A 14,796-nucleotide genomic window follows, 5' to 3' on the forward strand; every position below is an offset into this window, starting at 1 on the left:
GTCAATGGGCGTCTTTCAGGCGGAAGCGCTGGATCTTTCCAGTCTGGGTTTTCGGCAATGCGTCGATGAACTTCATCGAACGCGGATATTTGTAGGGCGCGATCGTCGCCTTGACGTGATCCTGCAGCCGTTTGCGGGTCAATTCGTCCGGCGCCACTCCCGCCATCAGCACGACATGCGCCTGCACGATCTGCCCGCGCTCCTCATCGGGTACGCCGATCACCGCGCATTCCTTGACGTCGGGGTGCGAAAGCAACGCCGCTTCCACTTCCGGGCCCGCGATGTTGTAGCCGGCGGAAATGATCATGTCGTCGGAGCGCGCGGCGAAATGGAAATAGCCATCCTCGTCCTGGATGAAGGAATCGCCGGTCAGGTTCCAGCCGTCGCGCACATATTTGCGCTGGCGTTCGTCGGCAAGATAGCGGCAGCCGGTCGGGCCGCGTACGGCCAGCCGGCCGACCTCGCCGCGCGGCACTTCGTTCATGTCGTCGTCGACGATCTTTGCCTGGTAACCGCTCACCGGCTTGCCGGTACAGGCCGGCTTGGAATCGCCGAAGCGGTTCGAGATGAAGATGTGCAGCATCTCGGTGGCGCCGATGCCGTCCAGCATCGGCTTGCCGGTCTTTTCCATCCATTCTTCGTAGACCGGCGCCGGCAGCGTTTCGCCGGCCGAGACCGCGGCGCGCAGCGAGGACAGGTCCGCGCCCTTGTCCATCGCCACCAGCATGGCGCGATAGGCGGTCGGCGCCGTGAAGCAGACGGTGGCGCGATAGGTCTGGATGATCTCGATCATGTTGGGCGGCGAGGCGTTTTCAAGCAGCGTCGCCGCCGCGCCAAAGCGCAGCGGGAAAATGGCCAGCCCACCCAGGCCGAAGGTGAAGGCGAGCGGCGGCGACCCGACAAAGATGTCGTCCGGCGTCACGCCCAGCACCTCCTGGGCATAGCCGTCGGCGATGATCAGCAGATCACGATGGAAATGCATCGTCGCTTTCGGCTCGCCCGTCGTTCCCGAGGTGAAGCCGAGCAGGGCGACATCGTCGCGCCCGGTGTTGACCGCCTCGAAACGCACGTCCTTGTCCAGCGCGACACGGTCGAGTTCGGCGTCGTGGTTGGCGGTCCCGTCGAAGCCGATGACCTGTTTGAGGAAATGGCTCTGCTTGGCGCAGGCCACCATTTCTTCCATCAGCCGCGTGTCGCACAGCGCCAGGCTGATCTCGGCCTTGTCGACGATCTGGGCGAGTTCGCCGGCGCGCAGCATCGGCATGGTGTTGACCACCACAGCGCCGGCCTTGGTCGCCGCCAGCCAGCAGGCCACCATGGCCGGGTTGTTCGCCGAACGGATCAAGACGCGGTTGCCCGGCTTGACGCCGTAATTCTCGACCAGCGCATGCGCCAGCCGGCTGGTCCAGTCGGCCAGTTCCTTATAGGTGCGGCGGCGTCCGTTGCCGATCAGCGCGGTGTGGTCGCCGAAACCCTTCTCCACCAGCCGGTCGGTCAGCTCGACGCCGGCATTGAGGCGGTCGGGATAATCGAAACGGTCGAGGAGAAAGTCGGGCCAAAGATCCGGAGGCGGGAGGTTGTCGCGCGCGAACGTGTCGATATGCGCCGTCGGCCCAAGCATCTCGTTCGATCTCCCAGCTTCCATATGATGTGCGCCGGCCGTCTTCATGCGGGTTTTGGTCATATCCGGCGTGGCGGTGCCGGTTCTTGGCCCGAACGGCCTTCGCCGCACGATCCGGATCGATCCCGCCGGGACGAACGCTCGCATAGGGCATGGGTTATTTCAAGCATAAAGTTTATCGTTGAAGCCTGCCTCCATGTGGCTATTGTACGGCACGACGGGATCGGCCAAACAGCCGGTGGTGGGCAGGAGACGCTTCGGATGATCGTTCGCAAAGTGCAGGATTGGGATGGCGCCTATTCCAACGGTGTCAACATCGCCGGCGGCGATCGGTGGCCGGAGGCCTGGGTGGCGCCGGCGGCCGCCTATCGCAAGGAACTCTCGGCCGCTGGCCGCGCGCAACTCGACATCGCGTATGACGGAGGCGAACGCAACCGCCTCGACCTGTTCCTGCCCGCCGGGGCTCCCAAGGGCCTGGTCGTCTTCGTGCATGGCGGCTACTGGATGGCGCTCGACAAGAGTTTCTGGTCGTATCTGGCGCGCGGCGCCGTTGAAAGCGGCTATGCGGTGACAATGCCGTCCTATACGCTGGCGCCGCAAGCGCGCATAACCGACATCACCGCTGAGATCGGCAAGGCCATTGAAAAGGCGGCGGAACTGGTGAGCGGCGACATCCGCCTCACCGGCCATTCCGCCGGCGGCCATCTGGTCACGCGCATGATTTCCACGACATCGCCGCTATCGGACGGCGTCCGTCGCCGCATCGTCAACACCGTCTCCTTGTCCGGCGTGCATGACCTGCGGCCGATCATGAAGACGGGGATGAACGACACGCTGAAGATCGATCAGGCCGAGGCCCTCGCCGAGAGCCCGGCTCTGCTGCCGCCGATGGATGGTGCGCGCCTGGTTTGCTGGGTGGGCGGCGGCGAGCGCTCCGAATTCATCCGCCAATCGGAATTGCTCGCCAACATCTGGACCGGCCTCGGCGCCGCGACCGGCTTCTACGCCGAGCCGGACCGCCACCATTTCAATGTCATCGACGGGCTGGCGGATGCCGCGCACCCGCTGACCCGAACCCTGCTGGAAGGCTAGCGCCTGTCTCAGGCCTGCCGCGTCTCGAAGCGACAGGCGGGCGCGCCGCAGGCCGCGCATTCGGTTTCGCGCGCGACAACATCGTCGCGGCCAAGCACCATGCGGCCGACCGCTGTCGCCATGCCGGCGATGGCGTGGCAGACGGGCTGCGATGAAGGACCGTAACCGGCGGCGAAGGGACTGTTGCGCACAGTCAGTTCGATGCCGGCCGCATCGCGGCTGAACGACCAGACACCCCAGCCGAGATCGGGGGCGGTGCCGGCCACTGTCGAGAGCAGCGCGTCGGCGTCGCCGCCGCCATGCGCCTTGTAGGCGCGGGCGCTGTCGCCGCCCATCTCGATGACCGAGGCGGCAAGCGCCTCGAAGGCGTTCCGTCGCCCCGTATCGTCGAGGCGGCGGAACAGGCCCATCAGGGCTTCCGGCCGCATCAGCATGTAGCGGCGGCTCTCGTCGAGCACCTGGCCGTTGGCGCTGTCGAAATCCAGGCGCTGGCGAAAGGGCGCCTTCACGATGCCGCCTCGGCGAAGCCGCGAACCGCTCCGTCGAACGCGTCGCGCACGACGTCGACATCGCTGGCCAGGACGACGAGGCTGTAGCCTTCCGCCCGCCGCTGCCGCGCCTTGTCGAGGCTGCCGGTGAAGATACCGCAGGGCACGCCGGCCCTGCTGCAGGCATCCTTCACCAGCCGGCAGGCGTCCTCGATGGCGCTGGCGTCCTTGCCGCGCGCCGCATAGGAGATGCCGAGATCGCCGGTGCCGATCAGCACAAAGTCCAGTCCGGGAACCGTCATGATCTCTTCGACATTCTCGACGCCCTTGGCGGTCTCGATCATGATGCCGACCGCGACCCGGTCCGCCCGTTCGAGATAGGTGCCAAAGCCGATTGCCAACGGCCTGACGCCACCACCGGAACGATGGCCGTGCGGCGGAAAGCGGGAGGCCGCGACCGCCTGTTCGGCCTGTTCGCGCGTCTCGATCAGTGGCACCAGAACGCCGTCGCATCCGGCGTCCAGCGCCGAACCGATCGCCGTCGTTGAACAGTCGGCGACCCGCGCGATCGTCGGCACGTCGCCGCCGGTGATGCCCACCGCCGTTTCCAGGGAGCGGCGATCCCACAGCCCATGCTGCAGATCGATGACGAGGGCGTCGGTGCCGGTTCGCGCGGCCATCTCGACGATGGAGGCGTGACCGAGCGTCAGCCAGACCACGCCGAGCTTTTCGTTGGCTGCAAGCCGTGCCTTCAGCCGTCCGGACAGGACAATGGACATCCGTTGATCTCCGCTACTGGAAGTTCGAGGTGACGAAGCGCCCATGCGCGTAGAAGATCGGCTCCCGCTCGGCGCGGTCGAGCGTGACGCCCGTGACCAGGCCGATGACGATGAGATGCGAGGCGCGCGCGATGATTTCACCGACGCGGCACTCGAAGACCGCGCGGGCGCCGACCAGCAATGGCGCACCGGCTTCTCCACGCACCCACGAGCCCGCCGAAAACCGGGCGACGCCCTTGGCAGTGGTCATGCCGCCGAAAACCCGCGCGACATTCTCCTGGTCCGCCGCCGGCAGGTTGACCGAAAAGGCCATGTCCTGGCTGGTCAGCGAGGCGAAGGTGCTGTTCCTGTGCACGCAGGCCAGAAGCGACGGCGGCTCGGCGCTGAACGAACAGACGGCGGTGGCCGTCAACCCGAAGCAGCCATGCTCGGTATCTTCCGCCGCCAATATGGCGACCGCGCCGGCCATGGCGCGCATGCCTTGCTTGAAGCCGCGCGGATCGACCGTGCCGTGCGCTGGCAGCGTGCCGGCGGTGGTCGTGGCGTCCATCAGTTCATCCTCAGGCCGGCCTGCCGCATCAACGGCAGCACGCGGTCGCAGAAGAACGGCAATTCGTAGGTGTAGTTGACGAAGGAAAGGGCGGCGCCCGCATAACCCTGCTCCATGATGCGGATCAGGTCGTCGACGATTTTCTCCGGCGTACCGACCAGCGGATAGGTGCCGGCGCCGCCAGCGAAGCGCTGGCGATATTCGGTGAACGCCTTCTCGTCATGCGAATGCGCGAATTCCTTCTTCTTCTTCATATGCTCGTCGACGGCGCCCTGGTCGGCGAGCTCCAGCGCATAGCGGCGGTAGTAGTCTTCCGCTTCCTGCTGCGTCTCGCGGCACACCACGTGGCAGACGGTGTAGACGCCGACATCGCGGCCTACTTCGGCGGCGCGGCCGGCAATGTCGACGACATGGGCGCGGCCCTCGGAAATTTCCGAGAAGGTCGAAAACAGATAGTCGCAATGTCGTGCCGCGTAGTTGCGGCCCGGCGCCCCGAATGCGGCGTTCATCGTCACAGGGCGCGGCGCCTGCAGGCTCGCCGGCCGGCTCACCACGCCCTTCAGATCATAGAAGTCGCCGGCGAAGTCGAACGGCTCACGCGATTTGTAGGCGCGCTCGATGATGGTGATCCACTCCTCGGCCTGGTCATAGGTGCGTTCGCCGACCGTCTGGCCGAACATGGCGAACTCGTCGGGATTCCAGCCACAGACGATGTTGAGGCCGGCGCGACCGCCGGAGATATGGTCGACGGTGGCGAGCGCCTTGGCCGCTTGCAGCGGATGCACCAGAGGCACGTGCACGGTCATGAACAGGGCGATGTTTTCCGTCGCCGTCGCCAGCCCCGCCGCCCAGGTGAAGGTCTCGAACGACCATTCTCGGGCATGGGTGACGCCGCCGAAACCGCGCCAGCGCGCGATCGGCAGCAGGAACTCCATTCCCGCGCGGTCGGCGATGCGGGCGGCATTCAGATTGTCGTCCCAGCGGGCGCGCCAGCGTTCCGGCGCGGTGGTCATCGCCAGCCCGCCATCGGCGTTCATCGAAAAGACGCCAAGCTTGAACTTGTTCGGCCCTTTTAGCGGATGCGGCTTCAACATCATGGCTGTCCCTGGCCGGCGGCGCGGCCCTTGTCCTGGCTGGAGTTTTCCAACTCTCTGCTGAGAGCGACGAACCTGTCTTCGGCGTGCTGGATGAAGGTGGTCATATGGTCGAAGGCGGCCATGGCGTCGCGGCGGATGAAGGCGTCGTAGAGCTTGCGCATGCCGGCAAGCACGACGGCTTGGGTCGGCAGGTGCGAGAGGGTACCGAGACGCACGACCTGAACGTGGTCGGCGAAGCGGGCGATGGCTGAGGCCAGCCGGTCGTTGTCGACGGCTTCCAGCCATGAACGGCGGAAGCTGACATTGGCCTGGAACAGCAGGTCCGCGTCGGCGGTGGCAACCGCCGTTTCGGCATCGGTAAGCGCAGCAGCCAGCCTTTCCATGCCGGCGGCGTCGAGATTGCGGGCTGCGTGGGCCGCCGCGCGCGGCTCCAGGCAGCGGCGCACCTCGAAGATATTGGCGACATCGGTCGGGGTCAGCGTCGGCAGCATGAAGCCGCGCGTGGTTCCCACCAGATAGCCTTCATGGGTCAGCTGCAGCAGCGCTTCGCGCACCGGCATGCGCGAGACGCCGAGATTGCCCGCGATCTCGACGTCGACGAGCCGGTCGTTGGGGCCGAGCCCGCCATGATGAATGCGGTCGCGAATGTCCTGATAGATCTGCGCGCGCAGGCTGCCGCCGCCATTCTTGAACGGCCTGGACACGTCATTGGACATCGGAACCTCCGCATATACGGTATACTGTTTCTCGCGTATCTATCATCGTATCGGCGGCGTTCTGTCGTGTCGTGATACGAACAATATGGAGAAACAGGGCAGTTTTTCGAAACTACGCCCCATTCCGATCAAAGCGCAAGCGTGCGGATAAAAAATTTTAGGCTTGAACGGTATACTGTTTCATGCGTTACTGAGGCAACAAGAAAGCGAGGCCGCTTGCCGTCCGGCAAACAGGCGCGCGGGAATCTGGGAGGTATCGCGAGCATGACCTTGAGCAGCCGTCGTGCATCCGCCTATCCGGCGAATGTCCGGCCTTTTCCGCCGCTGGAAGGCATCCGGCCGCAGATCCAGGATCTCCGCACGGAAAACATCGCCCAGCTGGCGGCGAAGGCGCAGAGCCTCGGCGACGTCATCCCGCTCTGGTACGGCGAGGGCGACATGGTCACGCCGGCTTTCATCAACGATGCGGCAAAGGCCGCGCTCGATGCAGGCCAGACATTCTACATTCCCAACATGCGCGGCATGGGTGCGCTGACCGAGGCGCTATCCGAATACCAGTCAGCACTTCATGGCCGACCCATCGCGGTCGACCGGTCGACAGTGACACCGGGTGGCATGCACGCGGTTCTTTTGGCCATGGAACTCCTGGTCGATGTCGGCACCAACGTTGTCTACATCGAGCCGCAATGGCCCAACATTCACAATGCCATCCACTTCGTCGGTGGCGAGCCGCGGCCGGTGGCGCTCGCCTTTGACGGCGAATGGCGGCTCGATCTCGATGCGGTTTTCGCGCGTTGCGACGCGCGCACCCGCGCCATCTTCCTGTCGACCCCGAGCAACCCGCTGGGCTGGACCGCCACGCGAGAGGAACTGCAGGCGCTGCTCGATTTCTCGCGGCGCACCGGCATCTGGATCGTCTCCGACGAGGTCTATGGCCGTCTCTATTTCGACGGCAAGGTCGCGCCGTCCATCCTGCAGATCGCCGAGGACGACGACCGCGTCCTAGTGGTGAACAGCTTCTCCAAGGCCTGGGCGATGACCGGCTGGCGCGTCGGCTGGCTGTCGCATCCGACCGGCGTCGCCGATCAGCTGGCCGCCATGACGCAATATGCCAACAGCGGCACCGCCGCCTTTGTCCAGGCCGGCGCCGTCGCCGCGCTGCGCCAGGGCGAGCCGTTGGTGGCGGAGATCCGCGACCGCGCCAAGCTCGGTCTCGACATCGCCTATGAGGCGCTGGTCAAGCTGCCGGGCATCATCCTGCCTTCCAAGCCGAAGGGCGGCATGTACGCCTTCTTCGCCTTTGAAGGGCAGGAGGATTCCCGCGAGGCCTGCGCCCGCGTCATCGAGAAGGCCCGCGTCGGGCTTTCGCCCGGCTATCTGTTCGGCAATGCCTCGCGTTCGTTCCTCCGAATGTGCGTGTTGCGCGATCCCGAACAGATCCGCATCGCCGCCGACCGCATGGTTTCAGAACTTGCATGACGAAGGGTCGCGTCCGGACAGACCCATGACAAACGCAGCCGGCCGAACCGGCGCACCAGGATAAGGGGAACCAAATGCTTCTCAACCGCCGCAATTTGATGGGCGCCTTCGCGGCGCTGACGATCGGCCTCGGCGTCGCCGGCGCCGCCCATGCCGAAACGCTGCTCGTCGGCGCCTATCCGGCCAACCCGCCATGGGAGAACAAGCTGGAGAGCGGCGAGTTCCAGGGCTTCGAGGTCGATCTGGTCAAGGAAGTCGGCAAGCGCCTTGGCGCCGAGGTCGAAATCCAGGATCTCGGCTTCCAGGCCCTGTTCTCGGCCACCGCCTCGGGGCGCATCGATCTGGCGATCTCGTCGATCACCATCAACAACGATCGCCTGAAGAGCCAGTCCTTCACCCAGGGCTATTATGACAGCGACATCGCCTTGGTCGCCAAGAAGGACACGCCGCTGAAGACGCTGGACGACATGAAGGGCAAGACCGTCGGCGCCATCTCGGCGTCGGTCGGCGAGGCCTGGATCAAGGCCAACACCGAAAAGTACGGGATCAAGGAATATCGCGGCTACGACACCCAGCAGAACCTGATCCTGGACGTGCAGTCGGGCCGTCTTGACGGCGCCATCGGCGATATCGCCGGCTTCCAGTTCGCCTTCATGAAGATGCCCGACATGGCCGTGGTGACGGCCATTCCGACCGGCGACAAGTTCGGCATCATGATGAAGAAGGGTTCGCCATGGCTCGAAAAGGTCAACGGCGCCATCGACGCCATCAAGAAGGACGGCACCATGGCTACCCTTCACAAGAAATGGCTGGGCAGCGAAGCAGCTGCCGATTCCTCGGTCAACAAGATCCTGCCCATCCCACAAGCACAATAAATCAGGGCAGGGCTTGAGCGATGCCGGCGACACGTTGGATGCCGCCGGCATCGCATTTTCGGAACCATTGCAAGCACGGCCCGCAGGCCGCAATCATGACCCGGCCGGCCGATGCCGGCGACAAGCGCGGGCCGGATGAAGATCGATCCGGCGGCAGCCGTATAAAGGCAGGCGGATCGTCACGATGGGATTGTTAGAGACCTTCTTCAACTGGGACGTTCTGGTCCGCGCCTTCCCGATGCTGTTGCGGGGGCTCGGCAACACGCTGCTGCTCGGCTGCGCTGCCATCATCTTCGGCGGATTGCTCGGCCTTGGTGTCTGCCTGATGCGTCTCTATGCGCCGAAGCCGTTGCGCCTCTTGGCCGTCGGCTTCATCGACATCTTTCGCGCAACGCCGATCCTGGTCGTGTTGATCATGATCTACTACGCGCTGCCTTTCGTCGGCGTCCGCCTTTCGGCCTTCACCTCGGCGACGCTGGCGCTGTCCCTGGTGTTGGGCGCCTTCACGGCGGAAGTCTGCCGCGCCGGCATCGAGAACATCCCGAAGGGACAGTTCGAGGCCGCCGCCGCGCTCGGTCTGCCGTTCTGGGCCGCGATGCGCAAGGTGATCCTGCCGCAGGCGCTGCGCATCGTCGTGCCGCCGCTGACCAGCAACGCGGTCTCCATTTTCAAGGATACCGCGCTCGCTTCCGTCGTCGCCATGCCGGACCTCTTGAAGCAGGCCACCGACGCCCAGGCATTGATGGCCAACCCGACGCCGCTGGTCGGCGCGGCGTTGATCTACCTGGTCTTCCTGTGGCCGCTGGTCAGGCTGGTCAGCTATCTGGAGCAGCGCTCCAAGGCGGAACCGCGCGCCTGAGGCGCGCCGGTCCTCACCCCATGCGGGCGAGGATCACCACCGGCCGGCCGCGCCTGTCGAGCAGCTGCAGCTTGCGGCGTGCGCGGTCGATGCGCCACGAGCGCACCTCGCCAAGTGCGGACAGGAACTTGGTTTCCTGGTCCATCACCGCCGGCGTGCAGGCCATTTGCGTGCTCATCATCGAACCAAAGCGAATACGGTTGCCCGCGATCGCCGCCTTGCCGCCATAGCCGTTGCAGCCGCCCTTGCCCGAAACCGTGCCGGAGCGATCGATCTCCAGCGTGGTCTGCGCATTGTCGATTACGCCGCGGCCGCGAATGTCCTCGGCCAGCCATTTGCCGGTCAGGCCGATTTCGGCTTCCGGCTCCGCCGCGACCCGCTCGACGCGGATCTCGGTGTTGTCGGGACCGCCGTCGAAGACGGTGTGGCGGGTGGTGTTGATGAACAGCAGGCGTTTGCCCTGCGTGATCCGCGCCTGCAACGCATAGGTATTGCCCTTGCGGATGCGGCTGTCGTCGAAACTCAGCCGAAAGCGGATCGGGCTGGCCGTTGCGCCCTTGATGACCTGGCGGGCAAGCGTGCGCGCCGGCGCGTCGGCGAGCGAAATGTCCACCAGCGTGACCTCGACCGTGGAATTCGGCGGCAGCATCATGCGCTCGCGATAGGTCACCGTCCCTGTGAGCGTGCGGGGGCGGGCCTGCGCATAGGTTGCGGGCACGACGAGGGCCGCCGCCATCAGTCCGATCATGTTGCGCCGGTTCAAGGTCATTTTGCTTTCCTTTCCATCGGTCGGTCCGCTTCCGTTTGTCTTACGAGGCAGTCCGCTGTTCCAGTCTGGTGCCGGTCATAGAAAGCCGAGCATGAACCCGCGCTGAACGGGTCGGCAAGACCGCGGCTGTGTTTCGATGACGGGCCGTCCCGCCGTTTTGAAATCCCGCCACGTCGCCTCTCCCCTTTGTCGGCCTGGCCGGATCGGCTATCATCGCACGAGGCCGCATCCCTGGTGCGATTGCCCTGTTTGACTTTTGTCAGTCGTCGTGAATAATGTCGAAAACGAGATTTCGACCATGGCGATCAGGGCAGCGGACCAGATCATACACAAGGCGGCGTGGCTTTATTACACGCACGGGCTGCGTCAGGACGAAGTGGCGAAGAAGCTCGACATTTCGCGTGCGTCCGTCGCCACCTATCTGCGCAAGGCGCGCGAGACCGGCATCGTCAACATCTCTACGTCGACCCAGCTTTTCACCGAGGATGCGCTGGCGCGGGAAGTCGAGGATGCGTTCGGGCTGAACACCGTCTGGATCGTGCCGCTAGACCTTCAGGCGCTGGACGCCGGCGCCGAAGTGCCGGCTCTCGCCGCCAGCGTTTTTGTCAGCCTCGTCAACCGGGGCGACCGTGTCGGTGTTGCCTGGGGCCGCACCGTCTATGCGGTCGCCGACGTCATGTCCTTCGCCGATCTGCAGGATGTCACCGTCGTGCAGCTGTGCGGCAATCTCGGCGCGCCCTACACTCAGCGCCCCGACCAGTGCACGATGGAGATCGCGCGGCGTCTCAACGCCAAGGGTCTCAATTTCTATGCCCCGCTGGCGCTCAGCTCCGAACGGCTGGCGCGCGAGTTGCGCGACGAACCCGTCATCCGCGAGCAGCTTTCGCTGGTTGCCGGCTGCGATCTCGCGCTGTTTTCGGTCGGCACCATCGATACCGAAAGTCACATCGTCAAATGCGGTGCCCTGACGCCTGCCGAGATGTTTGCGCTGCGTGACCAGGGTGCGGCGGGCGTCATCGCCGGCCAGCTCATCGACGCCACCGGCAACCTGCTCGACTGCGACTACAATCGCCGCGTCATCTCGGCCGATCTCGGCTCGATGCGCGCCATCCCCAAGCGCATGATGGTGGTGCAGGAGGACAGCAAGCTGGAACCGCTACAGGCCGCCCTTGCCGGCAGCCTCTGCTCCCATCTCGTGCTCACCGCCGCCATGGCCCGTCGCTTGCTCGATGCCAACTCCTCCGGCCTGTCGCAAAAGCAAGACCGGCCTAGCCTATAGAGAAAAACGATGGCCGTGCGGCGAGCGGAAATGTTCGCCGGCGGCCGATGCCTGTAACTCGAACCGGAATGTGGACGACCCGATGAAGAATCTCTGGAATGACGCCGAAGCCGAAGCCGTCGTCAAAACCTATGCAGCCAAGGGCGTTGGTCGCGATCTGGCGCTACGGGTCTACACCACGCGCCTGCTCGGCGGCGAGCCGCGGCTTGTCCTGCACGGCGGCGGCAACACCTCGGTGAAGACCAAGGTCACCGATTTCGTCGGCGACGAATGGGACGTGCTGTGCGTCAAGGGCAGCGGCTGGGACATGGCGGTGATCGAACCGCAGGGCCTGCCGGCGGTGAAGATGGCGCCGCTGCTTAAAGCGCGCAAGCTGAACAGCCTGGGCGATGAGGACATGGTCGCCCTGCAGCGCGCCAACCTCATCGACCCGTCCTCGCCGAACCCGTCGGTGGAAACGCTGCTGCACGCCTTCCTGCCGCACAAGTTCGTCGACCACACCCATTCCACCGCGATCCTCGCCATCGTCGACCAGGGCGCCGACAGCGAGGCGCTGTCGAAAAAGGTGTTCGGGAACAAGATGGGCTTCGTGCCCTACATCAAGCCCGGTTTCGACCTCGCCAAGGTGGCCGCCGACGTCTACGACGCCGATCCGTCCGTCGAGGGCCTGATCCTCGACAAGCACGGCATCTTCACCTTCGGCGACGATGCCAAGCACGCCTATGACCTCATGATCCACTATGTGACCATGGCCGAGGACTATGTCGCGAAGAACGGCGCAAATCCGCTGAAGCCGGCGGCGCTGCCGGCCAAGCTGGCAAGGCCGGAAGAGATTGCCTCGATGCTGCGCGGCGCCGTTGCCGTGTCCAGGGGCGAGGGCCGCTTCGACCGCATGGTCAGCGATTTCCGCACCTCTGATGCCATCCTCGAATTCGTCAATTCCGCCGCGATCGCCGATTATGCCGCCGCCGGCGTCTCGACGCCGGACCTGTCGATCCGCATCAAGACCGGGCCGATGGTGCTGCCGGCGCCGGACGCGGGCGATCTCGCCGCCTACAAGGCCGAGGTCGGCAAGCGCGTCGCTGCCTACATGGCCGACTACACCCGCTATTTCGAGGAAAACGATGCGCTGGACGACGTCAAGCGCACCATGCTCGACCCGATGCCGCGCCTGTCGCTGGTGCCGGGGCTCGGCATGTTCGGCCATGGCCGCACGCTGAAGGACGCCAAGATCGCCTCCGATGTCGGCGAGATGTGGATCGAGGCGGTGAGGGGAGCGGCAAGCGTCGGCACCTTCCGACCGCTCGCCAAGTCCGACCTCTTCCCGCTCGAATACTGGTCGCTGGAACAGGCCAAGCTCGCCTCCAACAAGCCGAAGCCGCTGACCGGCCAGGTCGTGCTGATCACCGGCGGCGCTGGCGCCATCGGCGCTGCCACCGCCAAGGCTTTCGCCCGCGAAGGCGCCCATGTCGTCGTGGTCGATCTCGACGGCGCCAAGGCGGCGGAGGCGGCCAAGGCAGCCGGCAACAACTCGATTGGCGTAGGCGGTGACATCACCAAGCCAGCGGAAGTGCGGGCGGCCTTCGACCAGGCGGTGAAGACCTTCGGTGGCATCGACATCGTCGTCTCGAATGCTGGTGCCGCCTGGGAAGGCATGATCGCTGACATCGACGATGCGCTGCTGCGCAAGAGCTTCGAACTCAACTTCTTCGCGCACCAGAACGTGGCGCAGAACGCCGTGCGCATCATGCGCGAACAGGGCACCGGCGGCGTGCTCCTGTTCAACGCCTCCAAGCAGGCCGTGAACCCCGGTGCCAAGTTCGGCGCCTATGGCCTGCCCAAGGCCGCGACGCTGTTCCTGTCGCGCCAATACGCGCTGGAATACGGCCCGATCGGCATCCGCTCCAACGCCGTCAACGCCGACCGCATCCGCTCCGGCCTGTTGACCGACGCCATGATCGCCAGCCGCTCCACCGCGCGCGGGCTTTCGGAAAAGGACTACATGTCCGGCAATCTGCTCGGCCAGGAAGTCACCGCCGAGGATGTCGCCCAGGCCTTCCTGCACCAGGCACTGGCCGAGCGCACCACCGCCGACGTCACCACCGTCGACGGCGGCAACATCGCGGCCGCGATGAGGTAATCAGCCTTCGCCGCCGAGTTCGCCGCGCGCCTTGCGGCCGCGCGCGATCTCGGTGTCGAGCGCCGCGAGCTTCGGCTCCCAGAAGGTGCGAAAGCGATCGAGCCAGCCATCGACGTCGCGCAGCGGCGCGGCGTCGATCGTATAGAGGCGGCGCGCGCCGTCGATACGCACGGAGGCGAAACCGCCTTCGCGCAGAACGCGCAGGTGTTGCGACACCGCGGCCTGGGTGATGCCGAACTCGGCCTGGATGATTTCGACGACCTGGCCGGAGCGCCGCTCGCCCTCGGCAAGCAGTTCGAGGATGCGTCGCCGCACCGGGTCGCCGAGGATGTCGAAGGCGTGCATCAAGTGCCCTCCGCCGTCTCGCCGGTGTAGAAAGCCGCCGTCTGCCGCGCCGCGTGCGTGGCCCGGCTTTCCGCTTCGCCGGAAGCGATATCGGCCCGGCGCCAGCCCTCCGCGCTGCCGCGCATATAGGCCTTGCCTTCGGAGGAGGCCGAAAACGTCGCCTCGTCGAACGGTGTTCCGGCGAGATACCCCACCAGGCCGAGCAGGCCGAGATCCCAGCCTATGCCGACGGCGCCGGGGCCGAATTTTGTCCAATGATCGTTGATCGGACAGATGTGGACGAGTGTCAGCTCGGCCTCCTGGCCCTTGGGCTCCAGTCGAAGCTCGACCCAGCTTACCCCGCCACCGAATTCCCACGTCACGTAAAGATGCCTGGGCGGTTCGCAGCGTTCGATCGTGCCGCCGGCATTGCCCTCGAGCTGATAGTGTCCGCCAAGCTTCAGGTCGCCGGAGATCGGCAGGAACCAGCGCCGCAACCGTTCGGGGTTGACGATGGCATCCCAAAGGTCCTGGGCCGTCGTGGCGTAGCTCCGGCTGAGCGTGACGGCGCGCATGGGCTCGCCTTGGCGCTTCAGCGTCTCGACCGACCGCGTGACCGCCCCAAGATAGGTTTCGACATCGAATTTCATCGGAAACCTCGTAACAAGCTTTCACTTATATAAGTGTAAGTTTATATCTTTGGCCGGTTCCGTCAACGGCGTTTGGGA

Annotated in this window: 15 protein-coding genes; 6 read left to right on the forward strand and 9 right to left on the reverse strand. The window is 65.2% G+C overall.

The window, feature by feature from the left end; genetic code table 11:
- Window position 1 precedes the first annotated feature (1 nt).
- Complete coding sequence (locus tag QFZ88_RS20030; protein ID WP_024926082.1) at window positions 2-1,621, reverse strand: AMP-binding protein; 1,620 nt, start codon at window positions 1,619-1,621, stop codon at window positions 2-4.
- 261 nt (window positions 1,622-1,882) lie between these two features.
- Here QFZ88_RS20030 and QFZ88_RS20035 point away from each other — a divergent pair, with 261 nt between their 5' ends.
- The gene (locus QFZ88_RS20035) at window positions 1,883-2,713 is read left to right on the forward strand and encodes an alpha/beta hydrolase (RefSeq protein WP_024926081.1); all 831 of its coding nucleotides are present in this window, start codon (window positions 1,883-1,885) and stop codon (window positions 2,711-2,713) included.
- Window positions 2,714-2,721: 8 nt separating this feature from the next.
- On the opposite strand, the gene QFZ88_RS20040 is transcribed toward QFZ88_RS20035, so the two are convergent.
- From QFZ88_RS20040 to QFZ88_RS20060, 5 genes are read right to left on the reverse strand one after another with little or no spacing between them, the layout of a single operon-like run.
- Window positions 2,722-3,222 carry a V4R domain-containing protein gene (locus tag QFZ88_RS20040; RefSeq protein ID WP_024926080.1) on the reverse strand — a complete coding sequence of 167 codons (501 nt, stop codon included), beginning with the start codon at window positions 3,220-3,222 and terminating at the stop codon, window positions 2,722-2,724.
- Complete coding sequence (locus QFZ88_RS20045) at window positions 3,219-3,980, reverse strand: HpcH/HpaI aldolase family protein (RefSeq protein WP_024927290.1); 762 nt, start codon at window positions 3,978-3,980, stop codon at window positions 3,219-3,221. The genes QFZ88_RS20040 and QFZ88_RS20045 overlap by 4 nt, the downstream gene beginning before the upstream one ends.
- A gap of 13 nt (window positions 3,981-3,993) precedes the next feature.
- Window positions 3,994-4,530, reverse strand: a complete 537-nt coding sequence (locus QFZ88_RS20050; protein WP_024927289.1) for a flavin reductase family protein — start codon at window positions 4,528-4,530, stop codon at window positions 3,994-3,996.
- Window positions 4,530-5,624, reverse strand: a complete 1,095-nt coding sequence (locus QFZ88_RS20055) for an LLM class flavin-dependent oxidoreductase (RefSeq protein ID WP_024927164.1) — start codon at window positions 5,622-5,624, stop codon at window positions 4,530-4,532. The genes QFZ88_RS20050 and QFZ88_RS20055 overlap by 1 nt, the downstream gene beginning before the upstream one ends.
- Window positions 5,624-6,343: a GntR family transcriptional regulator gene (locus QFZ88_RS20060; protein ID WP_024927163.1), complete on the reverse strand. Its 720-nt coding sequence runs from the start codon at window positions 6,341-6,343 to the stop codon at window positions 5,624-5,626. Before QFZ88_RS20060 ends, QFZ88_RS20055 begins: the two co-directional genes overlap by 1 nt.
- A gap of 264 nt (window positions 6,344-6,607) precedes the next feature.
- On the opposite strand from QFZ88_RS20060, the gene QFZ88_RS20065 reads away from it, so the two are divergent.
- The 3 genes from QFZ88_RS20065 to QFZ88_RS20075 all read left to right on the forward strand — a co-directional run bounded on the left by QFZ88_RS20065 (window position 6,608) and on the right by QFZ88_RS20075 (window position 9,556).
- Window positions 6,608-7,822: a pyridoxal phosphate-dependent aminotransferase gene (locus tag QFZ88_RS20065; protein WP_024927162.1), complete on the forward strand. Its 1,215-nt coding sequence runs from the start codon at window positions 6,608-6,610 to the stop codon at window positions 7,820-7,822.
- Between the two features lie 74 nt (window positions 7,823-7,896).
- Entirely contained in the window at window positions 7,897-8,697 is an 801-nt protein-coding gene (locus QFZ88_RS20070; RefSeq protein WP_024927161.1) for an ABC transporter substrate-binding protein, read from the forward strand.
- A gap of 184 nt (window positions 8,698-8,881) precedes the next feature.
- A complete protein-coding gene (locus QFZ88_RS20075) occupies window positions 8,882-9,556 on the forward strand; it encodes an amino acid ABC transporter permease (protein WP_024927160.1) in 675 nt (224 codons plus the stop codon).
- A 13-nt stretch (window positions 9,557-9,569) separates the two neighbouring features.
- Here the strand turns inward: QFZ88_RS20075 and QFZ88_RS20080 are convergent, their stop codons facing one another.
- Window positions 9,570-10,325: a YbaY family lipoprotein gene (locus QFZ88_RS20080; protein ID WP_024927159.1), complete on the reverse strand. Its 756-nt coding sequence runs from the start codon at window positions 10,323-10,325 to the stop codon at window positions 9,570-9,572.
- A 298-nt stretch (window positions 10,326-10,623) separates the two neighbouring features.
- On the opposite strand from QFZ88_RS20080, the gene QFZ88_RS20085 reads away from it, so the two are divergent.
- Window positions 10,624-11,604 carry a sugar-binding transcriptional regulator gene (locus QFZ88_RS20085; protein WP_024927158.1) on the forward strand — a complete coding sequence of 327 codons (981 nt, stop codon included), beginning with the start codon at window positions 10,624-10,626 and terminating at the stop codon, window positions 11,602-11,604.
- Between the two features lie 82 nt (window positions 11,605-11,686).
- A complete protein-coding gene (locus QFZ88_RS20090; RefSeq protein WP_024927157.1) occupies window positions 11,687-13,744 on the forward strand; it encodes a bifunctional aldolase/short-chain dehydrogenase in 2,058 nt (685 codons plus the stop codon).
- Here the strand turns inward: QFZ88_RS20090 and QFZ88_RS20095 are convergent, their stop codons facing one another.
- Window positions 13,745-14,089 carry an ArsR/SmtB family transcription factor gene (locus QFZ88_RS20095; RefSeq protein WP_024927156.1) on the reverse strand — a complete coding sequence of 115 codons (345 nt, stop codon included), beginning with the start codon at window positions 14,087-14,089 and terminating at the stop codon, window positions 13,745-13,747.
- On the reverse strand, window positions 14,089-14,718 hold the full coding sequence (locus QFZ88_RS20100) for an SRPBCC family protein (protein WP_024927155.1): 630 nt from the start codon (window positions 14,716-14,718) through the stop codon (window positions 14,089-14,091). The genes QFZ88_RS20095 and QFZ88_RS20100 overlap by 1 nt, the downstream gene beginning before the upstream one ends.
- Window positions 14,719-14,796: the final 78 nt, after the last annotated feature.

The sequence above is a fragment of the Mesorhizobium sp. YL-MeA3-2017 genome, assembly GCF_030814575.1.
Classification (GTDB): Bacteria; Pseudomonadota; Alphaproteobacteria; order Rhizobiales; family Rhizobiaceae; genus Mesorhizobium; species Mesorhizobium terrae.